The sequence below is a fragment of the Alkalimonas delamerensis genome (assembly GCF_030717955.1).
GTDB classification, from domain to species: Bacteria; Pseudomonadota; Gammaproteobacteria; order Enterobacterales; family Alteromonadaceae; genus Alkalimonas; species Alkalimonas delamerensis.
Genome location: NZ_JAUZVY010000005.1, coordinates 51046 through 73956 on the forward strand (window position 1 = coordinate 51046; position 22911 = coordinate 73956).

Annotated in this window: 26 protein-coding genes; 21 read left to right on the plus strand and 5 right to left on the minus strand. The window is 52.3% G+C overall.

Features of this window, described 5'->3' with window-relative positions:
• Positions 1 to 149: 149 nt before the first annotated feature.
• Positions 150 to 737 carry a DNA endonuclease SmrA gene (smrA, locus tag Q3O59_RS11975; protein ID WP_369812390.1) on the minus strand — a complete coding sequence of 196 codons (588 nt, stop codon included), beginning with the start codon at positions 735 to 737 and terminating at the stop codon, positions 150 to 152.
• Between the two features lie 53 nt (positions 738 to 790).
• The gene (locus tag Q3O59_RS11980) at positions 791 to 1126 is read right to left on the minus strand and encodes a hypothetical protein (protein ID WP_305945805.1); all 336 of its coding nucleotides are present in this window, start codon (positions 1124 to 1126) and stop codon (positions 791 to 793) included.
• Between the two features lie 200 nt (positions 1127 to 1326).
• Between Q3O59_RS11980 and Q3O59_RS11985 the strand changes: the two genes are divergently transcribed.
• Together Q3O59_RS11985 and Q3O59_RS11990 are read left to right on the plus strand one after the other, a co-directional pair.
• Positions 1327 to 1698 (plus strand): response regulator, encoded by a 372-nt coding sequence (locus Q3O59_RS11985; protein WP_305945806.1) that lies wholly within the window; start codon positions 1327 to 1329, stop codon positions 1696 to 1698.
• A 126-nt stretch (positions 1699 to 1824) separates the two neighbouring features.
• Positions 1825 to 2118, plus strand: coding sequence for an ArsR/SmtB family transcription factor (locus Q3O59_RS11990; protein WP_305946016.1), 294 nt, complete (start codon positions 1825 to 1827; stop codon positions 2116 to 2118).
• An 88-nt stretch (positions 2119 to 2206) separates the two neighbouring features.
• Here Q3O59_RS11990 and rpsT read toward each other — a convergent pair whose 3' ends face one another.
• Positions 2207 to 2476: a 30S ribosomal protein S20 gene (gene rpsT, locus Q3O59_RS11995; protein ID WP_228591907.1), complete on the minus strand. Its 270-nt coding sequence runs from the start codon at positions 2474 to 2476 to the stop codon at positions 2207 to 2209.
• Between the two features lie 211 nt (positions 2477 to 2687).
• On the opposite strand from rpsT, the gene murJ reads away from it, so the two are divergent.
• From murJ to Q3O59_RS12090, 19 genes are all read left to right on the plus strand, one after another.
• Complete coding sequence (gene murJ, locus Q3O59_RS12000; RefSeq protein WP_305945807.1) at positions 2688 to 4247, plus strand: murein biosynthesis integral membrane protein MurJ; 1560 nt, start codon at positions 2688 to 2690, stop codon at positions 4245 to 4247.
• Positions 4248 to 4320: 73 nt separating this feature from the next.
• A complete protein-coding gene (gene ribF / locus Q3O59_RS12005) occupies positions 4321 to 5274 on the plus strand; it encodes a bifunctional riboflavin kinase/FAD synthetase (protein ID WP_305945808.1) in 954 nt (317 codons plus the stop codon).
• 20 nt (positions 5275 to 5294) lie between these two features.
• Positions 5295 to 8126, plus strand: a complete 2832-nt coding sequence (gene ileS / locus Q3O59_RS12010; protein ID WP_305945809.1) for an isoleucine--tRNA ligase — start codon at positions 5295 to 5297, stop codon at positions 8124 to 8126.
• On the plus strand, positions 8126 to 8638 hold the full coding sequence (lspA, locus tag Q3O59_RS12015; RefSeq protein WP_369812386.1) for a signal peptidase II: 513 nt from the start codon (positions 8126 to 8128) through the stop codon (positions 8636 to 8638). The genes ileS and lspA overlap by 1 nt, the downstream gene beginning before the upstream one ends.
• Entirely contained in the window at positions 8610 to 9062 is a 453-nt protein-coding gene (fkpB, locus tag Q3O59_RS12020; RefSeq protein ID WP_305945810.1) for an FKBP-type peptidyl-prolyl cis-trans isomerase, read from the plus strand. The genes lspA and fkpB overlap by 29 nt, the downstream gene beginning before the upstream one ends.
• Complete coding sequence (gene ispH / locus Q3O59_RS12025; RefSeq protein ID WP_305945811.1) at positions 9062 to 9991, plus strand: 4-hydroxy-3-methylbut-2-enyl diphosphate reductase; 930 nt, start codon at positions 9062 to 9064, stop codon at positions 9989 to 9991. Before fkpB ends, ispH begins: the two co-directional genes overlap by 1 nt.
• Before the next feature lie 80 nt (positions 9992 to 10071).
• Complete coding sequence (locus tag Q3O59_RS12030) at positions 10072 to 11094, plus strand: sensor histidine kinase (protein ID WP_305945812.1); 1023 nt, start codon at positions 10072 to 10074, stop codon at positions 11092 to 11094.
• Between the two features lie 38 nt (positions 11095 to 11132).
• Positions 11133 to 11843 carry a LytR/AlgR family response regulator transcription factor gene (locus tag Q3O59_RS12035; RefSeq protein ID WP_305945813.1) on the plus strand — a complete coding sequence of 237 codons (711 nt, stop codon included), beginning with the start codon at positions 11133 to 11135 and terminating at the stop codon, positions 11841 to 11843.
• 100 nt (positions 11844 to 11943) lie between these two features.
• Positions 11944 to 12504, plus strand: a complete 561-nt coding sequence (locus tag Q3O59_RS12040) for a GspH/FimT family pseudopilin (protein WP_305945814.1) — start codon at positions 11944 to 11946, stop codon at positions 12502 to 12504.
• Positions 12505 to 12517: 13 nt separating this feature from the next.
• A complete protein-coding gene (pilV, locus tag Q3O59_RS12045) occupies positions 12518 to 12937 on the plus strand; it encodes a type IV pilus modification protein PilV (RefSeq protein ID WP_305945815.1) in 420 nt (139 codons plus the stop codon).
• Complete coding sequence (locus tag Q3O59_RS12050) at positions 12934 to 13968, plus strand: PilW family protein (protein WP_305945816.1); 1035 nt, start codon at positions 12934 to 12936, stop codon at positions 13966 to 13968. The genes pilV and Q3O59_RS12050 overlap by 4 nt, the downstream gene beginning before the upstream one ends.
• Positions 13965 to 14465 carry a pilus assembly PilX family protein gene (locus Q3O59_RS12055; protein ID WP_305945817.1) on the plus strand — a complete coding sequence of 167 codons (501 nt, stop codon included), beginning with the start codon at positions 13965 to 13967 and terminating at the stop codon, positions 14463 to 14465. The genes Q3O59_RS12050 and Q3O59_RS12055 overlap by 4 nt, the downstream gene beginning before the upstream one ends.
• 18 nt (positions 14466 to 14483) lie before the next feature.
• The gene (locus Q3O59_RS12060; protein ID WP_305945818.1) at positions 14484 to 17942 is read left to right on the plus strand and encodes a pilus assembly protein; all 3459 of its coding nucleotides are present in this window, start codon (positions 14484 to 14486) and stop codon (positions 17940 to 17942) included.
• A gap of 5 nt (positions 17943 to 17947) precedes the next feature.
• On the plus strand, positions 17948 to 18358 hold the full coding sequence (locus Q3O59_RS12065; protein WP_305946018.1) for a type IV pilin protein: 411 nt from the start codon (positions 17948 to 17950) through the stop codon (positions 18356 to 18358).
• Between the two features lie 83 nt (positions 18359 to 18441).
• On the plus strand, positions 18442 to 18903 hold the full coding sequence (locus Q3O59_RS12070; protein WP_305945819.1) for a hypothetical protein: 462 nt from the start codon (positions 18442 to 18444) through the stop codon (positions 18901 to 18903).
• Entirely contained in the window at positions 18900 to 19865 is a 966-nt protein-coding gene (locus tag Q3O59_RS12075; protein WP_305945820.1) for a PilW family protein, read from the plus strand. The genes Q3O59_RS12070 and Q3O59_RS12075 overlap by 4 nt, the downstream gene beginning before the upstream one ends.
• Positions 19866 to 19868: 3 nt before the next feature.
• Positions 19869 to 20237: a hypothetical protein gene (locus Q3O59_RS12080; protein ID WP_305945821.1), complete on the plus strand. Its 369-nt coding sequence runs from the start codon at positions 19869 to 19871 to the stop codon at positions 20235 to 20237.
• Entirely contained in the window at positions 20230 to 21060 is an 831-nt protein-coding gene (locus Q3O59_RS12085; protein WP_305945822.1) for a hypothetical protein, read from the plus strand. The genes Q3O59_RS12080 and Q3O59_RS12085 overlap by 8 nt, the downstream gene beginning before the upstream one ends.
• Complete coding sequence (locus Q3O59_RS12090; protein ID WP_228593434.1) at positions 21060 to 21464, plus strand: type IV pilin protein; 405 nt, start codon at positions 21060 to 21062, stop codon at positions 21462 to 21464. The genes Q3O59_RS12085 and Q3O59_RS12090 overlap by 1 nt, the downstream gene beginning before the upstream one ends.
• Positions 21465 to 21477: 13 nt before the next feature.
• On the opposite strand, the gene Q3O59_RS12095 is transcribed toward Q3O59_RS12090, so the two are convergent.
• Together Q3O59_RS12095 and nadE are read right to left on the minus strand one after the other, a co-directional pair.
• Positions 21478 to 21969, minus strand: a complete 492-nt coding sequence (locus Q3O59_RS12095) for a pilus assembly FimT family protein (RefSeq protein WP_228593432.1) — start codon at positions 21967 to 21969, stop codon at positions 21478 to 21480.
• A gap of 60 nt (positions 21970 to 22029) precedes the next feature.
• Complete coding sequence (gene nadE, locus Q3O59_RS12100) at positions 22030 to 22878, minus strand: NAD(+) synthase (RefSeq protein ID WP_305945823.1); 849 nt, start codon at positions 22876 to 22878, stop codon at positions 22030 to 22032.
• Positions 22879 to 22911 lie beyond the last annotated feature (33 nt).

Genomic DNA, 22911 nt, shown 5'->3' on the forward strand with positions numbered 1-22911 from the left:
GCAATCGTCGTGGTTGTTTGCCTGATGGCATTGTCCGCCTTTTTGACGAAAGCCGAAGCCTGCTGCTTCCTTTGTTGAAGTCAGGAGTGGATGGTTAAGGATGATCAGAAAACCCCGTTTTACGGGGTTTTTTATTGAAAATGAGATGGTTAGAGTCGCTTGCTGTGACGCTCGCGGTTGTCTCTTTTCTGTTGCTGGTTTTTTTGCAGCAGCACGTAGCTGGCCGCATAGCCGCCATGATGGCGCTGAGCTGTATGACAGGCCAGCACTGCTGGGATCTGGCTGATCCATTTGGCGCAATAACTTTTCAGAATCGCTGGGTGAGGTTTGCTGTTGCGGCCGGTGCCGTGATGGATCAGTAAAGTGCGAATGCCGCGTTGGTGGCAGTCCTGAATAAAGTCAAACAGCTGCTTACGGGCTTCCTGCAAATTTTTACCAAGCAAATTCAGGGTTGCATCCAGTTGGTACTTGCCCAGCCGCAAATTACGATAGACGCCTTCCTGAACACCGTCTTTTTTGTAGTCAATCAGATCATCGGGCTTGAGCAAGTCGACATACTCGGTGCTCAAATAGTTCGGATCAAACTCCATCGCCTGTTCGGCGGCTTCACGGCGAGCCAGTTGCGCCAGACTGGGTTGAAAATCCCCTGTCTCTGGCGCAATTTCGTTGTGTGTTAAAGGCCGGACATCGGCCATTTCTTTCAGAAAGTCATTCAGTTCGTCACTAGACACAACCAGAACCGTTTATGCAATTGACCATGGCTCTAGTATACGTTGTTCTTTGCCGAACGTCATGCGGCGGAGACGGCATCCGGGTTGGTTCGGGCGGAAACTAAAGACACAGCTTCTTCGGCCGGAGACTGCTCAACATCCACTGCCTGCGCTAACAGCTGATTGGTTTTATGCCGTTGCCAGGCAAATAAACCCAGGTAGTAGGCATTGATCAGCAGTACCAGAAAGTTGGAGATCACCCCTTGCGGGATGGCAATAAACAGGTAGTAGACAAACATCAGTGCACAGCCAACCAGAGTCGCCAGCCGAAGCCAGAACACATCTTTAATAAAAAAAGCACCAATGCAGATTGCCAGACCAATCCAGCTAATTACATCGTACACCATGGCTTCCATCAGCGACTCCTGTTTGCCCTATTAATGGCGCGCATTATCTGAGCAACTGGGGGTTCCATCAACTGAGTAATTTTGCATTTTTTTGATTAGTTAAACTAATGATTTGGTGTGCTGAATAAAGGCCAGCTTTCTTGCCGGGGATGGTCGTTTTTGCTACAATTCTCAGGCAATGGATCTACAGCCAAAGGATAGGATAACGGATGAGCCAATCAACACTGCGGGTTTTAATTGTCGATGATGTCGCTGCCGTACGCAGTTATCTGAAACAGATTCTAATTGGCTTGGGCATCCCTGATGTGACTGAAGCTGCCGATGGCGTTGAAGCCGTATCCCTGTACCAGAGGTTGCAACCGCAGCTGGTTTTTTTAGACATTCAACTGCCAGATATCAACGGTAAAGAATTGTTACGCCAGTTTAAATCCATCAATGGTCAAAGTCAGGTGGTGATGGTGTCTGCTTACTCCAGCGTTGAAAACCTCCGTGACAGCATCGCAGCAGGCGCCAACGGCTTTGTGGTGAAGCCATTTTCAGTACAGCGTATCACCCATTTGATACAACCTTATCTGAACTGAATTAACACTTATCGCATTTTATCCATACTTCAAGTAACATTATGTAAAATTGTCAGCGTTGGACTTGTGAACTTCACGAAGACGGGTGATAATGAGCCGTCTAGACATGTGGGTGTAAAAATGACTATGAATTTACAAGAAATGCGGAAAAACTCTGCCAAGGCCGCCAAACTTCTGAAAGCGATCGCCAATGAACGCCGTTTGCTGATCCTTTGCTATTTACTGGAAGGTGAAATGTCGGTTGGCGAGATGAATGAGCGGTTAGAGCTCAGCCAGTCTGCGCTGTCGCAACATTTGGCGCTGTTACGGCGCAATCAGTTGGTGAAAACCCGCAAAGAAGCGCAAACCGTGTATTACCGCATCGAGAGCGATGAGGTCAAAGCGGTGATGAAAGTACTGCACGATCTGTATTGCGCTTAAGTTGCAAATGCCATGGCAGTGTCTTCGCCATGGCAAAAAAAGACACAAAAAAACCGGCTAAAAAGCCGGTTTCTTGTATCTGCAACGGTTAGGCTGCAGACAAGCCCTTCACGTGGGCATTCAGGCGCGACTTATGGCGAGCAGCTTTGTTCTTATGGATCAGACCTTTGTCTGCCATACGATCCAAAACAGGGACCATTTTCTTGAACGCATCCTGAGCAGCAGTGGCATCATTTACCAAAACAGCTGCATAGGTTTTTTTGATGAAAGTACGCATCATAGAACGCTGGCTGGCATTATGCTTACGGCGTTTTTCAGACTGAATTGCGCGCTTCTTAGCAGACTTGATGTTAGCCAAGGTAACACTCCTAAAACTAGATAAACCGGACTCTTTAAAGGCCGCATAATATGCCTACTTTACCAGCGCTTGTCAAATGATTTATCTGCTAACCCGAAGGTTCAGATGTCGGTACTGTGACTTTGGCAAATTTAGTGCTGGTATTTGCATGCAGCTAGAGGCGAAAATAATGCGCACTACCAGACATCATTTCAAACATTGAGGTTCGTGGGTGGCAGAAAAGTTATTAAAGTCAGGCATCATTGTTAGCAGCATGACCCTGATCTCCAGGGTGCTCGGGCTGATCCGGGATGTAGTGATCGCCGCCTTTGTCGGAGCAGGCGCTGCGGCCGATGCCTTTTTCTTTGCCAACCGCATTCCTAATTTTTTGCGCCGGCTTTTTGCCGAAGGTGCTTTTGCGCAGGCTTTTGTGCCGGTACTTAGTGAGGTAAAAGAGAAGCATGGCGATGACGCCGTGCGCGCTTTGGTGGCAAGGGCTGCTGGTACTCTGGGCGTCATTTTGTTGTTGGTGACCCTGTTTGGGGTGGTGGCATCGCCTTTGGTGGCCATGCTGTTTGGTATGGGCTGGTTTATTGAATGGTTGCAAGGTGGGCCGGATGCCGAGCGTTTTGAGCTGGCCAGCTTGATGCTTAAGATTACCTTTCCTTATTTGTTTTTTGTCAGCCTGGTGGCGTTATCCGGCGCTGTGCTGAATACCTACAACAAATTTGCTGTGGCGGCTTTTACCCCGGTGTTTTTAAATATTGCCATCATTCTGGCCGCTGTCTATGCCTCCGACTGGTTTGCTGAGCCTGCTTTAGCGCTGGCCTGGGGCGTGTTTTTGGGTGGCCTGGTGCAATTGCTGTTTCAATTGCCTTTTTTGGTCAAAGCCAAAGTGCTGGTCAAGCCGCGTTGGGGCTGGCACGACCCGGGGGTGGTGAAAATTCGTACCTTGATGATCCCGGCAATGTTTGGTGTCTCTGTCAGTCAAATCAACTTGTTGTTGGATACCGTTATCGCCTCATTTTTGTTAACCGGTGCCGTCAGTTGGCTCTATTACTCCGACCGGCTGCTGGAGTTTCCTCTGGGTCTGTTTGGTATTGCCATTGCAACGGTGATCCTGCCCACCTTGTCACGGATGCATGCCAAAGCCAGTGTCGAAGAGTTCAAAGCCACCCTGGATTGGGCACTGCGCTTTATTGCCCTGTTTGGGTTTCCGGCGATGGCTGCGCTGATGGTGTTGGGCAAGCCCATTATTGCGGTGCTCTTTATGCGGGGGGAGTTTACCGAGCTGGACGTTGAGCGCGTCTCCTACAGCCTGTTTGCCTATGCCTGTGGCTTATTCAGCTTTATGCTGATTAAAATTCTGGCCCCCGCCTACTACGCCAGACAGGATATGAAAACGCCAGTACGCATTGGCATCATTGCCATGGTGGCCAATATGGGGCTGAACTTACTGCTGGCGCCTTTTTTAAGTTATGTCGGCCTGGCATTGGCAACGGCATTGTCGGCGACCCTGAATGCCTTCTTACTGTATCGGGGGCTCAAAGCTATTGGGGTTTATCAGCTGACCGGCTACAGCGGCTGGTTTGTGCTGCGTGTGCTGGCAGCCAGCCTGGGGATGGCCATGGTACTGCTGTGGTGGTTGCCGGACATGGCGTACTGGTACCAGCAAAGTACCGGCTGGCAGCTGCAGCAATTGCTACTGAGTTGCAGCCTTGGCGCAGCAGGCTATTTTGCCTTGCTGGTCTTGCTGGGCGGACGTCCTGCTCATCTGCGGCGAACCAGATGAAATACCCAAGATTAACAGGTATAATCGCCTGCTTGTTGCACCTGGGTGCGGGTTAGAGCGTTTTAAGGCAGGCATGGAGTTTATTCGCGGCTTACACAACATCAAAGCAGAGCATCGTGGCTGTGTACTGACCATTGGTAATTTTGATGGCGTGCACCTGGGCCATCAGGCGGTGTTGCACCAGTTGCTGACGGTGGCAAAAGACCGGCAGTTGCCTTCCTGCGTGATGGTGTTTGAGCCCCAACCGTTGGAGCTTTTTGCGCCAGATAAAGCGCCTGCCAGGATCAGCCGTTTACGCGAAAAGTACCTCGAACTGGCCAAGCTGGGGGTGGATCGCTTGTTGTGCGTCAACTTCAATCAGCGCTTTGCCGATTTGGCGCCAGACTACTTTGTGGAGCAGCTGCTGCTCAGGCAATTGGGGGTGCAGCATCTGATTGTTGGGGATGATTTTTGCTTTGGCAAGAACCGGGCCGGCAACTTTGCCTTGCTGCAGCAAGAGGCAGTTCGTTTTAAGTTTGGCTTAACCCCAACGGCCAGCCTGAAACAGCAGACGCAGCGTATCAGCAGCACGGCGATACGGCAGGCCTTGGCAGCCGATGATTTGCCGCTAGCACACTCCATGCTCGGACGGCCATTCTCCCTGACCGGCAAGGTGCGGCATGGCCGCAGATTAGGGCGGCAGCTGGGGTTTCCAACCGCCAATGTCTGGTTGTATCGTAAGAAGCTGCCGGTGCACGGGGTTTATGCGATTGAAGCCGATACGGTGTTTGGGCGCTTTCAGGGCGTTGCCAACATCGGCTCCCGCCCGACAGTATCCGGTAAAACGGAGCAGCTCGAAGCCCATTTATTTGATTTTGAAGGAGACTTGTATGGCAGCCAGATTGAGGTCTTGCTGCGTCACAAGCTCCGGGATGAACAAAGCTTTGCTTCGGTCGACGCTTTGCAGCAACAAATACAGCGGGATGCAGCCGCAGCCCGCCATTACTTTCAGTCGTCAGCCTCTGCGCAGGTTGCCACCAATCAATAACGATGACGGACTAACAACGGATGAGTGACTACAAGCATACCCTGAACCTGCCGGCAACCGAGTTTGCCATGCGTGGCAATTTAGCGCAGCGGGAGCCAGCCATGCTGGCCGAGTGGCAACAGCATGGACTCTACCAACAAATTCGCGCCGCCAAAGCGGGCAAGCGGCAATTTATTTTGCACGATGGCCCTCCCTACGCCAACGGCAGCATCCACATTGGCCATGCCGTCAATAAAATTCTGAAAGACATGATCATCAAAGCCAAGACTTTGTCGGACTATGATGCGCCTTACATTCCTGGCTGGGATTGCCATGGCTTGCCGATTGAATTGGTGGTGGAAAAGAAATACGGCAAACCGGGTGTGAAGTTAAGCGATGCCGAGTTTCGGCAAAAATGCCGGGAGTATGCCGCCTCGCAAATTGAAGCGCAAAAGGTCGATTTTGTCCGCTTGGGCGTGCTGGGCGATTGGGACAACCCCTATCGAACCATGGATTATGATTTTGAAGCCAACATTATTCGCTCGCTGAGCAAAATCATCGACAATGGCCATTTGCAGCAAGGCTTTAAGCCGGTGCACTGGTGTACCGACTGTGGTTCTGCATTGGCCGAAGCGGAAGTGGAATACCAGGACAAAACCTCACCTTCCATTGATGTGCGCTTTAAGCTGGTGGATGAGGCGGTGGTGGATCGTTTTGACCACCCCGAAGCGCATCGAGGGCAGGGACCGGTGTCGGTGGTGATCTGGACCACCACCCCCTGGACATTGCCAGCCAACCGCGCGGTAGCGGTGCATGCGGATTTGAGCTACAGCCTGGTGCAGGTGGAGCAGGGCGAGCATGGCCCGGAGCGCTTGATTGTGGCTACCGATCTGGTCACCGATGTGATGGCCCGCGCCGGTATTGAGCATTACCACGCACTGGGCTTTTGCCAGGGCAAGCAGCTGGAGCAGGTGGCCTTAAAACATCCATTCTACGATTTTGAGGTGCCGGTCATTTTGGGCGAGCACGTCACCACCGACTCCGGTACCGGCTGTGTGCATACCGCGCCTGGCCATGGTCAGGAAGACTTTGTGGTGGGGCAGCAGTATGGTCTTGAAGTGGCCAACCCGGTTGGCGCCAATGGCGTTTACCTGCCCGACACCCCGCTGTTTGCCGGCCAACATGTATTCAAAGCCAACGATTCGGTGGTGGAGGTGCTCAAAAAGCGGCAGGCGCTGTTGGTGCATAAGGCTTACCAACACAGCTACCCGCACTGCTGGCGCCACAAAACGCCGATTATTTTCCGTGCGACGCCGCAGTGGTTTATCAGCATGGAGCAGCAAGGGCTGCGCGCAACCTCGTTGCAAGAAATTGTCAACACCCGCTGGGTACCGGATTGGGGCCAGAGCCGGATTGAGAAAATGGTGGCGGGCCGGCCAGACTGGTGTATTTCGCGTCAGCGCACCTGGGGCGTACCGATTGCACTCTTTGTTGATAAAGACACCGGCGCCTTGCATCCCAATACAAAAGACTTGATGGAGCAAGTGGCGCAAAAAGTCGAGCAGCATGGCATTCAGGCCTGGTTTGATTTAAAACCGGAAGAATTGCTAAGCGCCGAGGAGGCCAGTCGCTACGTTAAAGTGAAGGATACGCTGGATGTCTGGTTTGACTCGGGCGTGACTCATGCCTGTGTGGTGGATGCCCGGGCGGAGTTTCAGGGCGCGACTCAGGCCGACTTGTACCTGGAAGGCTCGGATCAGCACCGGGGCTGGTTTATGTCATCCTTGATGACCGGCATCGGCATCAAGAACCATGCACCTTACAAACAGGTGCTGACTCATGGCTTTACCGTCGATGGTCAGGGCCGGAAAATGTCCAAATCCCTTGGCAATGTGGTGTCCCCGCAACAGGTGATGAACAAGCTGGGAGCGGATATTTTGCGGTTGTGGGTGGCGACTGCCGATTACACCTCGGAAATGACGGTGTCGGATGAAATCTTAAACCGTGCCGCCGACAAGTACCGCCGTATCCGCAACACAGCGCGCTTCTTACTGGCCAACCTGAATGGCTTTGATCCGGCGCAGGATCAATTGCCGTTTAGCGAGCTGGTTGAACTGGATCTGTGGGTGGTGAATCGGGCGGCTCAATTGCAGGCGGAGATCATCGAGGCTTACAACCATTACCAGTTCCACCAGGTCAGTCAGAAACTGATGAACTTCTGTACCATTGAGCTGGGCAGCTTCTATCTGGATGTGATTAAAGATCGGCAGTACACCGCCAAAGCGGACAGTCAGGCCCGCCGCTCTTGCCAGACCGCGATGTACCACATTGTGCAGGCGCTGGTGCGTTGGATGGCGCCCATCATGAGCTTCACCGCGCAGGAAATCTGGCAGCAGTTGCCGGGCCAGCCGCAACCCTATGTCTTTATGGATGTCTGGTACCCCGGGCTTGCTTCGGTACCTGCCGGTCGTTTTGACAATGCTTTCTGGCAACAACTGCTGTTGGTGCGGGACGAAGTGAACCGGGTGCTGGAAAAAGCCCGTAAGCAAGAGCTGATTGGGGCTTCACTGCAAGCTGAGGTGACCTTATTTGCCGATGCTGAATTGGCGGCACAGTTGAAAAAGTTGCAAGATGAGCTGCGTTTCGTGTTAATCACCAGTACCGCCACTGTCAGCAGCGAAGCGGCACCAGCCGAAGCTGAAGCCACTGAAATTTCAGGTTTAAAGGTGTTGGTGCAAGCCAGCAGTGCGGTGAAGTGTGAACGCTGCTGGCACTACCGGCATGATGTCGGTGCCGATGACGCCCATCCGACCATTTGCTTGCGCTGTGTTGACAACGTCAGTGGCGCCGGCGAGCAGCGGGAGTTTGCCTGATGCGGTTGTTTCAACAAAGCGGCTGGGCTTTCTGGTGGCTGGCACTGCTGGTGCTGGTGCTGGATCAAGTCACCAAGCAGTGGGTGCACCGCAGCATGGCGTTGTACGATTCGATCCAGCTGCTGCCGTTTTTTAACCTGACCTATGTCCGCAACCCTGGTGCCGCTTTTTCGTTTTTGAGCGATGCCGGCGGTTGGCAGCGCTGGTTTTTCACCGTGGTGGCGGTGGTCATCATAACCGTACTCAGTGTCTGGCTCAGCCGGCTGGCGCCCAAAGCCAGCAAGCTGACGCTGGGGTTAAGCCTGATTATTGGCGGCGCTGTTGGCAATTTGATCGACCGGCTTTGGCATGGCTATGTCATCGACTTTTTTCATCTTTATTATCAAAACTGGCACTATCCTGCCTTTAACATTGCCGACTCGGCCATCGTGATCGGGGCCGGTTTGTTGATCTGGGACAGTTTCAGCCATCAGGAGCAGGGCAATGACCACGCCAAATCCCGCAAATCTTAGTATTGGGCCCGCCAGCATTGTGACCTGTCACATCGATATTACCTTGTCCGATGGCAGCGCTGCGGAAAGCACCCGGGTGCACAACAAGCCAGCCCGCATAACCATGGGCGACAGCAGTGTATCCCCCGCGTTTGAAGCGCAGTTGTTGGGCAAAGTGGCAGGCGATAAGCTGAACTTTACCCTGGCTCCTGAGGATGCCTATGGTCAGCCCAATCCGGACAATATTTATTATTTGGATCGCAGCAAGTTCAGCAGCGACAGCCCGGCGGAAGTTGGCATGATCATTGGTTTTACCATGCCGGATGGTTCGGAATTGCCGGGCTTGATCCGAGAGGTCGCGGGCCAGTCGGTCACCGTCGACTTTAACCACCCGCTGGCTGGTCAAACCCTGACCTTTCAGCTGGAAATTCTGGAGGTGCAGTAATGGATATTTTACTGGCCAACCCGCGTGGTTTTTGCGCCGGGGTTGATCGCGCCATCAGCATTGTCGAACGCGCGCTGGAGTTGTACGACCATCCGATTTATGTCCGCCATGAAGTGGTGCACAACAAGTTTGTGGTGGATGGCTTGCGTCGCAGCGGCGCAGTGTTCGTAGACGAGCTGGACGAAGTACCGGATGGCCAGATTGTGATCTTCAGCGCCCATGGTGTGTCGCAGGCCGTGCGTCAGCAGGCCAAAGACCGTGGGCTGAAAGTCTTTGATGCCACCTGCCCACTGGTGACCAAGGTGCATATGGAAGTGACCCGTGCCAGCCGCAAAGGCATTGAGTGCATTCTGATTGGCCATGCTGGCCACCCCGAAGTGGAAGGTACCATGGGCCAGTACGACAATCCGCAAGGCGGCATTTATCTGGTCGAGTCGGTGGAGGATGTGCAAAGCCTGCAGGTGAAAAATCCACAGCAGCTTTGTTTTAGCAGCCAGACCACCCTGTCGGTGGATGATACTGCCGATGTGATTGAAGCACTGCGCCAGCGCTTTCCCGATATTGAAGGGCCGCGTAAAGACGACATTTGCTATGCCACCCAGAACCGCCAGGATGCGGTGCGTGAGCTGGCAGGCAAAGCCGAGTTATTGCTGGTGGTCGGTGCGAAGAACAGCAGCAACTCCAACCGCTTGCGTGAGCTGGCAGAGAAAATGGGCGCTAAAGCTTTCCTGATAGATACCGCCGAAGACATCCAGAAAAGCTGGCTGGATGGCATTGAGCGGGTAGCCGTTACTGCAGGCGCCTCGGCGCCAGAAGTGCTGGTGCAGCAAGTGGTTGCCAAGCTGCAAAGCTGGGGCGGGCGCACCGTGACTGAGAACCCGGGACGGGAAGAAAATATAGTCTTTGCCATTCCGGCAGAGCTGCGCTAGTAGGGCTGGTTTTAAGTTACTGAGATCGCTATAGTCATTGGTATGACTGTTGCTGCTGCATCCCAATGAATTTGAAACCCATGGCTGTTACCAAGCCTTTGTTGCCCGATTTTTGCCAAAACCGTGGCGTGCTGGCTGTGATTGTACTGGCACAGACGGTGGCTATCGTGCTGGCTTTTGCGCCTGATGCTGGCGGCGATCCCTGGCAACGGCTGGGGGTCATCAGTCTCTTTGTGCACTGGATTACCTTGCTTAGCATCGCGGTGCTTTGTCGATTGCGGCAGTGGCTGGGGCGTTTTTCTGCGGTGCTGCAAGGTGGTTTTACCTTGTTGGTGTTTATTGGCTTTACCGGACTTATCAGTCCTATGGCCTGGCACTTTTTGGTGGGTTTTGGTTGGCAACCCGCTGGTGAGTTAACTCATTTTTTGGCTGCCAACCTGTTGGTGGCGTTAATTGTTGGACTCCTGGCCATTCAGTTTAGTCTGATGCATTTAGAGCGCAATGAGCGGATTGAAGCTCAGTCCAGAGCTGAATTGGATGCACTGCAAGCCCGTATCCGTCCCCACTTTCTTTTCAATAGCCTGAATACCGTCGCCGAATTGATCCACCAAAACCCGGATGCTGCGGAACAAGCTCTGCTCAATTTATCGGCTTTGTTTCGAGCGGCCATGCAAGCAGGTGGCCAAGCCTCGTTAGCGGAGGAGCTGGCCCTGGCGCGGCAGTACGTTTCGCTGGAGCAGTGGCGGCTTGGCTCGCGGTTGCGATTGAACTGGCAGCTCACTGAACCGCTACCGGACTTGAACATGCCGGTATTGACGCTGCAACCTCTGCTGGAAAATGCCATTTGCCACGGCATTGAGCCTCACCGGGGGGGCGGGGAGATTGGCATTCAGTTGCTGACATCCAACCAAGCGGTGACTATCCTTATTACCAATACCTTGGCAGCCAGTACTCGCAGCACAACCGGCAATGGCATTGCTCTGGCCAATATTCGCCAGCGTTTGGCCTTGCTGTACCAGGATAAAGCCCAATTGCATTGCAGCAAAACCGATGATCAGTACCGGGTCAAGTTGGTATTGCCTGTTCTGGGCAATAAAGCCTGAGCATGTCAAAGAGAGTGGAGGGATGTGAGTGAGGATCGATGAAAGTACTGCTGGTTGATGATGAGCCCTTAGCACGCGCACGATTAAAACGGTTGCTGGCAAAGCATCATGACTTTAGCCTGGTGGCGGAAGCCGAAGACGGCGAGCAGGCGTTGCAGTTAACGGCTCAGCTGCAGCCGGATCTGGTGCTGCTGGATATTGAAATGCCAAACCTTACGGGCCTTGCCGTTGCCAAAACCTTGGCCAGTCTACCAGTGCCACCAGCGGTGGTTTTTGTCACCGCCCATCCAGAGCATGCCTTGGATGCATTGCAATTGGCGGCTGCAGGGTATTTGGTGAAGCCGGTAGAAGCCGACGCCCTGGCTGGGGTACTGCAACGTTTGGGCAAGCTTACCCGTGTCCAGCTGGAGTCGCAAAAAGAAGCAGCCATCAGCTTTCAATTGGCGGGCTGTCTGCGTCAGGTTCCTATCAGCGAAGTGTTGTATCTGGTGGCGGAAGATAAGTATGTTCGCATGGTCCACCGCCAGGGCGAAGCTTTGCTTGAGCTAAGTCTGAAACAACTGGAACAACAGTATCCACAGCTGTTGCGCATTCACCGCAAGGCGCTGATCAATCGCCAGCACTTTAGCGCACTGCATCATGGGGCTCAGGGCTATCAGGTTGAGCTGACAGGTTGCCCGCAGCGGCTTGATGTCAGTCGTCGTGAAGCTTCCAGGTTAAAACAAATCCTAGCACAAGGCAGCCTTTAACCGTTTATCAGCAGGATCATCCGTTTATCGGCTCATGCTGGCAATTGGCTGTATCCTAAGTATGCTGACATTATCCATCAATTTATAATTGAAAACGCTTATGTCGGTTGTTGCCTTCCCCAGAGACAAGGGGTTTACCTTAATTGAGCTGATGGTGACGGTGGCGGTAATGGCCATCACGCTAACGGTTGCTGTCCCCGCTTTTACGCAACTCATCAATGGCAATCGTTTGACGAGCCAGGCAAATGAGGTTTTGAGTGCTCTTAGCTATGCACGCAGCGAAGCCATACGCCGAAATGACGATGTTGTATTTTGCCACAGTCCAAACGGAACAAGCTGTTCTGCACCTTCAGGTAATTGGCAAGGCTGGATCCTGTTTGCTGCTTCAGATCCGGCAGTCATTTTGGCGAGTGGACGTTTTAATACTCAATTGCGGGTTATTCCCAGTTCTAATTTGGCCAACGCGGCTCATGCTTTGCGTTACAACTCGCAAGGCTTCATCCGACAACAGGCGAATGCCAACTTGTTAACCGGCAGCCTGCGTATTTGCCATCCGTCAGGCAGGCCAGAGCAAAATAGTCGTGATGTTCGTTTTATTTCTGGCGGGCGAGTGACGGTGACTTCGGTGATCGATGCCAGTTGTTCAAGGCCCGGGGACTAAGGAGCTGATGCTTATGAAGTGCAGAAAGCAGCAAAAAGGAGCCAGTTTACTGGAGGTCATGATTGCCACTCTGGTGTTAGGTGTTGGCCTATTAGGTGTGGCGGCTCTACAGGCTAGTTCAGTACGAAATACTCAGAATGCTTACGAACGAACCATCGCTGTTGTGATGGTTGACTCCATTATTGAGAGCATTCGTGCAAATACCAACGCGGCACCTGGTGCTTATGTCATGAGTGGATGTACTGCCCCTTCAGGAGGCTTGGTAGGTGAGCAGTTGAGTCATTGGGTTGCCCGGTTGCAGGCTGAGTTAGGCAGCAGTGTGCAGTGCTCGATTTCGTTCAACAGCGGACGTTATCTGGTGGAGGTGCGCTGGCAAGATGAGCGGCAAACCGACATGAGCGAAACCATGATTCGAACGGCGGTGGTGCTATGAGAGTGTTCAATAAAATGCCAAGATATGGTGCACAGCAGGGCTTGACATTGGTTGAGCTGATGATTGCGATGTTATTAGGTGTTATTTTGGTGGGTGGTGTGACGGGTGTTTTTTTGTCAGCTCAGCAAACTTATCGCATCAATGACAACCTCAACCGAATGCAAGATGGTTTCCGAGTAGGCTTTCAGCTGTTGACACGTGACTTGCGAAATGCCGGAAGTTCGGGCTGCACCAATAATGGCAGGGTTGTCAATGTACTCGCCGGTGATACCTGGTGGGGCAATTGGGCAAACAGCAACTTCATCGCCTACAGCGGAACCACTACTCATCCCGGCGTTGATTTTGGTTCTGCGGTCGGTGAGCGAGTTGCCGGCACTGCAGCCGTTCAGATGATGTATTCCCTGAGTGATGGTAATGAAACCATTGCTATTGAGCATGTTCCATCCGGAGTGAATGCCAGCTTTCGGATAGCCCCCGGTGCGAATATTGTGCAGGGGGATATCATTATGGTCTGTGATCAGTCCCAATCGACAATTTTCCAGGTTTCGAATATCACGGGAGCGGGTGGCTCCAATGTCATTCATAACACCGGTGGTACTGTTACCCCGGGGAATTGCACAAACCGACTGGGGTTTCCCGTGCCCACCAGCTGCAGTGCTTCTTCAGGTTCTCCCTATGTTTTTCCGCCCAATGCAGTGTTGTCGAAGTTTGAGTCTGTTTCATGGTATGTGGGCAACAATGGACGACCTGAAACCGGTGGCCGCTCTCTTTACCGCACCTGGGTTGAACGGGGTGTGGTGATTCGGGAGGAGGTCATTGAAGGCGTTCGTGATTTGCAGTTTGAGTTTTTATTACTGGGTTCAGCAAATTTTATCGATACGGCTTCCGTCCCGGCCAACCGCTGGGTGGATGTGATGTCGACGCGGGTACACCTGACCGTTGAGGCCGCTCATGTTGATTTTCAAGGTGAGGGTGAGCGGGCAAACAGAACCCTGATTCATGAAGTTGCTTTAAGGAATCCTGTCTTATGACACACTCAGTCACTCAACAACGGGGTATGGCGCTTATTGTCAGTTTGCTGCTTTTACTGGCCATTACCATGATCGTCTTGGCGGCCAGTCGGGGAACTGGGCAGCAAGAACGTATGACTGCAAATCTTTACGACCGTGAGCTTGCGTTTCAGGCAACCGAAAGTGCCATTCGTATTGCCGAGCAATGGCTGGAAGCCAACCCAAACCATGGGGACTTTACCGGCGTTGCTGGTCGTTACCCGCAGCCTGATCCTAATGACCCGCCGCGCTGGCGTGATCCTGCCACTCAGTGGCAGGCTGCAGGATTGGCGTTGGGAGGGCTTCAGCAAGATGCGGAGTTTATTATTGAAGATATGGGGCGCTGGCCTGATCCGCCAGATTGTGCCCGTGGCTCAACCATTCCGCCGGGATGCTTGTCACAAACCTACCGTATTACCGCACGCAGTGCAGCTGCCGACAGAGCCGGTATTATGCTGCAAGTATTGTTTCGGCGTTAATGAATACAGGAGCTAGAAATGGCCAGATTGAAATCCAGTAAGTTATACTGCCTCGTTGCCAGTCTCGGGTTAGGCTTTTCAGTTGCTGAAGCGTCGGTAGCAATTTCCAATATGCCGTTGCAAACTGGCAGTGCTGTAGAACCCAACATCTTGTTTATCCTGGATGACTCAGGCTCTATGATGTGGGAAACCATGCCTGATGAACTAACTACGCATTTTGGAACCACTCTTACAGGCGCCAATGCGCGTTACACCATGTGGATGTTTCCGCGTGTAGCCGGTCTTTTTGGTGCCGATGATTACAATAACACCAGAGTGGTGCGCTTCAGCGGGGGGACGGCTGCGCATTTTCGCTCACCGCACAACAATACCGTCTACTACAACCCGGCTTTTACCTATCAGCCCTGGTCGAACCCGGATGGGACCCTGATGGCAGCTTCAAGCCCCACAGCGGCTCCACATCATCCACTTAAGAGCTTAGGAAGCCGGAATCTAACGGTAGAAAACACCCAAACGGCTCGCTGGGTCGATGAAGACGGTACTCATACCAGTGAAAGTATCAGCTTCTATCCGGCAGTTTACTACCACTACAACGGAAGTGGCGATCTTTGGGATGAAGCCAGCTATGAGCGGGTTGAGATAAAACCGGAAAATGCGCCCTTTAGCGGTCATGGTCGCGAAGTGGTGGATGCCAATGGCAATCGCAATCGAACCGACTGCGCCATGGCGAATGCCTGTACCTACGCAGAAGAAATTCAAAACTTTGCCAACTGGTATACCTACCATCGCAATCGTCTTTTTGCGTCACGGGGTGGTATCGGGCGCGCTTTTGCAGCCCAAAGTGAAAATATGCGGGTCGGTTATGGCACTATCAATACGGGGGAGTCCACCATCGATGGGGTATCCACCCGAACGGTTGTACGAGGGGTTCGGCGCTTTACCGGCGCTGACAGAGATGCTTTTTTCAATGAGCTTTACAACAGGGCTGTCCCTCCACAAGGAACTCCGCTTAGAAATGCCCTGGACGGTGCTGGTCAATATTTCTCCCGGACAGATAGCCGTGGCCCCTGGGGGCTAAATCCTGGCTTTGGAACTGAGCCGTCGATTGAACATCTAACCTGTCGGCAAAGCTTTAGCATTCTGATGTCAGATGGGTATTGGAATGGTCCTACGCCAAGCGGTATTGGCAATCAGGACAACTCTAATGGTCCAGAGCATAAACGGCCAGTAGGCGATCCTTTCCAATACACCCCCAAAGCGCCATTTAGCGATGGTTACTCTGATACCCTGGCTGATGTAGCCATGAAGTATTGGAAAAATGATTTGCGGCCAGATCTTGAAAATCGTGTGCCAACTCCGAATGACAGTATCAACCCGGCGTTTTGGCAGCACATGGTGACCTACACTGTTGGCTTAGGAGTTCAGGGCTCGATTGATCCAAAAACAGCCTTCGATGCCATTTCTACTGGGGCGTCAATTAGCTGGCCAAATCCTGCAGCACCCGGTGCTCTAGCTGCGAAAATCGATGATATGCTCCATGCGGCCGTCAACAGTCGGGGCGGTTTTTTCAGTGCCAATGATCCCGAAACTTTCGCGCGTGAGTTAACACGAACCTTAAATCAGATTGTTGATCGCGTCGGGTCAGCATCGAATTTAGCGGGCACGACAACCTCTCTGGAAACGGATCAAATGGTGTTCCAGGGTCGCTTTCAATCCGGTGATTGGTCGGGGGACTTGTGGGGGTTTGATGCCGACAATATTGGCTCAGAGCCGAAATGGAAAGTATCGGAGCAGCTAAATGCCAGAGACTGGAGTGGTCGTAACATACAGTTTTTTGATGGCAATACGCAAAAAGCTTTTACCTGGGCTAATTTGACATCGACGCAACAGGGGTGGCTGCAATCCGAGGCTTTGTTGAACTTCATTCGTGGTGATCGCTCCAAAGAAGCTCGTGAGAATGATCCGGCCTACAAATTCCGTAATCGTAGTTCCATCCTGGGGGATATTGCACACTCATCTCCGGTCTATGTAGCTGAGCCTGAAAACCGGTTTTACGACCGCTTTCAGTGGGATGAGCTCAGTGGTTATCGGACATTTGTTCAAAATAACAGAAACCGCACCCCAGTTGTTTTTGTTGGCTCTAACAGCGGCATGTTGCATGCCTTTTCGGCTGAAACTGGCGCAGAGCTTTTTGCGTACATACCCTCAATGCTGTTGCCTAAGTTGGCTCAATTAGCAGATCCTGACTATTTGCATGAATACTTTGTCGATGGCAATGCCAATGTCGCAGATGTTTACATTGGTGGGCAGTGGCGTTCAGTCCTGGTCGGCAGCCTTGGTCGGGGTGGTAACATGCTGTTTGCGCTGGATGTGACCAATCCCGCAGCTCCAGAAGTGATGTGGGAGTTTACCCATAATGAACTCGGCACCGTGGTTGGAAAACCAGTGATTGGTCGACTTAAAAATGGTGATTGGGCAGTCATTACTGGCAATGGTTATAACAGCAATAGCCATAAGGCAGGCTTGTTTTTAATAGATATCCAAGATGGCTCTTTAATTCGCTACATTGATACTGCCGTTGGGCAAAATAGCTCAGACTCTGAGGGGCGGACATTGTCCAATGGGTTGAGTCAGGTAGAAACCTGGGACGATGACAATGATGGCAACATCAATTATGTCTTCGCCGGGGATTATCAAGGTAACCTGTGGAAGTTCGACCTTAATCACTCCAATACCGGTAACTGGCGTTCCTACTACAGAACAGGTAGTACGCCGTTGCCTCTGTTTTCAGCCAGAAATGCCGAAGGACAACGCCAAAGTATTATTGGAGGAATTTCTGTTGCGGCGGATCCTGAGACAGGTAAGCGATGGGTATTTTTTGGTACCGGCAGCTATTTGAGCAATGACGATCCAGCCAGCACCGATGTTCAGACTTGGTATGGTCTGATCGATGGTGAGCGCATTGCAAGTCGAGGGGAGTTGTCCGAACGGAAAATTACCCAAGAGGCATTGGTCAGTGGCCGTATGGCGCGTTCAATTGAAGAAGCGGACACCGTAACGAACAAAGGATGGTTTATAGATCTAATGGTGGGTGGTCAAAAAAATGGTGAACGAATTGTCAATCAGCCCAAAATTATTGGTCGGGCTTTGGTTGTCAACACTATTATACCTGATACCGATATTTGCAACCCGGGTGGCTCTGGTTACGTGATGGCAATAGATCCGTTCAAAGGCGGGCGGCTTGCTCGAAACTTTTTTGATGTGAATCAAGATGGCAGTGTGGATGATGGTGACATGATGTCAACCATTGAAGGAGAAGTGCCAGTCAGTGGCGTTGGTTTTACTAGCATGCCAGGGGAACCTCTTTTTATGGGGGATGAAATGGTGGTTGGTTTAACGGATACCAGTATTGAGTCGATGCTTACGAGCTCAGGAGTTCGCCGCGGTAGAGTTTCCTGGCGGGAGATGACAAATTGAAAAATATGACTTTGTTCCAGCAACGGGGTGTGACTTTGATTGAGTTGATGATCGCCGTTGCGATCATTGGGATCTTAGGAGCCATTGCTTATCCGGCATATCAAGCCCACGTGGAGCGCTCCAATCGAACAGCTGCTTCAGGTTGTTTGTATGAAATGGCGCATGTAATGGAGCGGCACTTTACCACCAACTTAACCTATGAAGGGGCGACACTACCAACCCTGCAATGCAGAACGGACACTGCTGCCCGCTACTCTTTCACATTAACCGATCAGGCTGCCCGAACTTATCGGTTGTCAGCCATCCCACAAGGGCCACAGGCTACAGATGAGTGTGGTACTTTGACATTGAACCAAGCCGGGCAACGAGGTGCTGCAGGCGGCACGGATCCAGCGACGGTTCAGCGTTGTTGGTAAAAAAAACAACCTGACAATATTGATCTTTTGGTTTTTTGTTGTAATTTTATAGTTAACTTTGGTTAACTATTGAGCATAAGGACATGCGGTTACAACAAGGAATCAGTTTACTCGAAGTGTTGCTGGCGGTATTGCTGCTCAAAGTATCCGTTTTGGGTGCTTTGGCTGGCCAGCTGCATGCACGTCAAATGGTGACAGAAGCGCTGCAACGAACTCAGGCGGTTGCTATGGCCGAGGACTGGCTCAATCGAATGCAGGCCGCCGGAGCCAGTCATGCCGAGTTGTCGCCATTTCCCGAATGCTCCGCTAGTCTCCCTTGCCCTTCCGAGACCATTGCCAACTGGCTCCACCAACAATGGCACCAACAGTGGTGGCTTGGCCCCAATGCCCTGGCTCAGGGAGGCTACTGCGAGCTGCTCGATGACAGTTCTGCAGAGTTGGTGTTGTATTGGCACAGTCGCTCCTTGCTGTCAGAGTCCTTATCGCAAAACCCTTGTGGTCAAAGTGGTCCTAAGGTGGCATTGCAACTGCAGGTGACGCTATGAGAGTGGCCATCTCCCGACAACAAGGTCTGAGCCTGGTGGAGATCATGATCGCCTCGGTTTTGGCGTTAAGCTTGCTTGCGGTACTGCTGACCACCAGCAGCAGACAGGTGCAAATGAGCCGTGAAACCATGCAGCTGGCGATGCTGCAGCAACAAGGGCAGTTGCTGTTGAACTTACTTCAGGCCGAGTTGCATCAGCTTGGCTTTTGGGCTGGTTTTTCACTGGACGCAATGCGCCAGGCTTCGGCACCAGAGGCGATGGTGGTGTCCGAATGTGCCATTGGCAGCGAGCAAAGCGGGAGCTTTCCCGAGCCTGGACGTCCCTTCATTCCACTTTATTCCGAGTTGGGCAATCAGGGTGGAGTGTCCTGTCTGGGAGCGATCAAGCCGGATTCTGCCATTTTGCAATGGAAGCGTCTGCTGGCACAGCCGCACCACTATTCTGAGCTAGCCCCCAACCGATATTATTTACAAATTAAAGCCGACAGTTTGGCCATCGTTGACAGCTCAATGGCGAGCGATGCTCCTGAAGCGGAGTTTTGGCCTTACCAGCATCAATTGTTTTACGTGCAGCTACAAGGCGACATCCCGGTTTTAATGCGCAGACGCTTGATTCGAAATCATGCCGGACAGCCAAGAATGCATACCGATTCTGTGATGGATGGGGTTGAAATCTTGTACTTCGAATTCGGTATCGACAGCACCCTGGATGGACGAGCCAATTATTTTTTACCACTGCACCAGATGGATGGAGCACAGTGGTTGCAGCAAGAAAGCCGCATTGTGGCAATCAGCTACTACGTGTTGTTGCGTTCGATGGAGCCCGACCGACAGTTCGTCAATGAACAATGGTACCCGATGGGGCAGTATGGCTTTCAGGCGCCCGGCGATCACTATCGTCGGCTGGCGCTGCAAGGAACCCAGTATTTTCACAATGTCGCATTGCAGCTTAATGGAGGATAACGCATGAAATCATCCAAGGGGTTTGCACTGATCACCACCTTATTATTGGCCACGGTGATGGTGCTTTTGGTGCTGGCTCTATTGCAAAGCAGTCAGCTCAGTCTTCGAATTGCGGATGCAGGCCAGCAAGCTCTTCAGGTACGGCAACAAGCCTGGCAACAGCATCTGCAACAGCAAGTCGCTGTAGAGCTGACACCTTTGGTTGCTGAGGTGGCTTGTCCGCCACTTTATGCCGCCTGGCAGGCTGAGCAGCTGGTCTGTCAGCGCTATCTTAAGGTGAGCTCGAAAGCACAAGAACATTGGCTAGACAGTCAGGCAGCCAGTCTTGTGATGCAAATTCAACTGCAGTCGAAGGTAAAGTCCGATGATTAAGATGGTACTTCTCAGCATCTGGTTGCAAGCTCCGCTTGACTGTTTTGAGCCGGCCGTTGTTGAGACAGACTATAGCATTTCAGCTCAGGGGGTGATAAAACGCGAGTCTCAGCATGGTGTGCCCTTACCGGCTGCGGTCGTAGTGGCAGATTTGAGCGACAGCGGCTGGTTGTTTAGCTCCCAACACACCGTGGTTCGAACGGTATTGCCGGTCACAGCGGTTTCCGGGCAGCGCCATTTTGAGCAGCTCATCTTGCTTGCTTATAATCCAGACCAACAAGCCGAGCAATTGCTGGCAGTGCGGCTATTCCACCAGCAGCCGTCGCCCTGGTATTTCAGTGATTTGCGGCCCTATCTGGATGATGACACCCTAGCCGCTGACGATGCGATTATCGCAGCCCAGTGGTTAGAGCTTCAGCTAGCTGCTGGCTGGTGGCTGCCTTTGGCCGGTAGAGCCATGCAGTTGCCGGAACTCTATGGTGGGATTTTGCACCTGCCTGTTGTTACAACATCCAGCTTTGATGATTGTCCTGAGCCTCCGTTGGATTTGGTGGTGCATTTCATTCATATGCATTCAGGTCACAGCACGGCTTCCTCCCAACAGCTGACTCTGCCAGAGCCGGCTCCCTTGCAATGGCATTTAAAGCCGCAGGGCGAGGTGTTTGAGCTATGGCTGCACCAGGCCGAACAGTTTTGGTTGTTACAACCGGAGCTGCAACAAATTTTGCCGGATTGTCTGGATTGCACTGAGACCATTTCAGACACAGCCTGGCCAAAGTACCGGCCACTGGCTCATTTTTGGCTGGAGCAAGGAGTCTGGTAATGCATACAAACCGAGGCATCACCTTGATCGAACTGTGTCTGGCTGTGGTCATAATGGCTGTGCTAGCTAGCATTGCGTACCCGTCCTATGTGCAGTTTGTATTGCGGAGTCACCGTGTCGAAGCGACAGAAGCCTTATTGGCACTGGCCTCACGTCAAGAACTTTATTTCAGTGAGCAACGGCGTTACAGCGACTCCTTGGCCGATCTTGGCTTGAACGAGAGCCTCACCCCTTCCGGACGCTATCAACTTAGTGTGCAAGTGCTGGCGGAGGGGATGGGCTTTCTGCTGCAGGCGGATGCCCAGGGGTTGCAGAGTCAAGATACTGCCTGTGCAGCTTTTAGTGTGAACCACCTTGGACAGCGCAACACTGTGGTGTCATATCCAGAGCAATGTTGGCGTTAGGGTACGAACAATTTTAAGAGGGGCAAGGGTGATTGTGGTGCTGCAAGCGACTGCGTCCGGCTTGATTCATGGTCAGGCTGTAGTGCCAGGAGCGGCCAGCTTCCGGACAATAGCGAAAGCTGCCATTTTCCAGTGGACCCAGACTGCCATCACGGCGAAAACTGAGCTGGTCACGGTGATAACTGAGATGATGCGACGGATGCACTGGCGGCAGCTCCCGCACTGGCCGCCACTCATGCGACTGCCACAAGCTGATTTGCAATGGATGGGCAGACCAGTTGCTGCTGCAATCGCTGCCATCGATAGGACAAACTCGAACCTGAGTCGCTTGTCCGCTGGCAAGCACTCTGGCGTAGGTTAACTGTTGGCTCAACTGCTTCATGTAGCTTTCTGCCCGCTGTTGGCTAACAAAGTTATTCCAGGATGGGACGCCAACGGTCGAAAAAAGGGTGACCAGGGTCAAAGCCACCATCATCTCAACTAAAGTCCAACCAGTCTGACGCATAATTCATTATATTGTTCACAATAATGCTAAATTATGGGCTGGAAGGCTTTTAATGTCAATTTATTGTGATAAAAAATCCTGGTCGTAAATTGTTGGGATTGGCTGGCGCTTGTGCTGTGTCTTTAGGTAAATCTGGACTAACTGCTGTTGCTCTGCTGCTGAAACGGTTTTTCCCTCTAAAAAGTCATCGATGGTGTCGTAGCTCAACCCCAGCGCTGCTTCATCGGCTTTTTGTGGCTGCAAGCACTCCAGATCCGCGGTGGGCACTTTATCCACCAGCTGTGCGGGAGCCCCAAGCCAGGCCGCAACTGCGCGAACCTGTCGTTTACTTAAACCAAACAAGGGAGCCAAATCGCAGGCACCATCGCCCCACTTGGTGTAAAAGCCAGTAATGTTTTCAGCCGAATGATCGGTACCCAGCACCAGACCACCCAGCAGTCCTGCCAAGTGATATTGAATCACCATCCGCGTCCGGGCTTTAACATTGCCTTTGCTAAAATCGACCCGATGGGCGTCATCGACATTTAATCCGGTGGCGGCTAAAGCTGCGGATGTCGCCTGATGAATGGCATCGGCGCCCGGTTGAACATTAATGCTGAGTGCTTTGTTTGGCTGGATAAAGTCGATCGCCAGTTGAGCCTCGGTTTCATCGGCCTGATTGGCGTAGGGTAAGCGGACGGCCACAAATTGATAGCGGCCTGCTTCGGCCTCGTTGAGTTCATTGATGGCCAGCTGGGCCAAACGGCCGCAGGTGGTGGAGTCCACACCACCACTAATACCAAGCACCAGTGTGGTCAAACCGGATTGTTGCAGCTGAGCTTTAATAAAGTCGACCCGCCGCCGGACTTCCTGAGCTGGCTCGATACTTGGTTGGACGCGCATTTCGGCGATAATTTGTTCTGGTGTCATCATGGTTTCCTGCTTATACCCAATCGCTTTGAG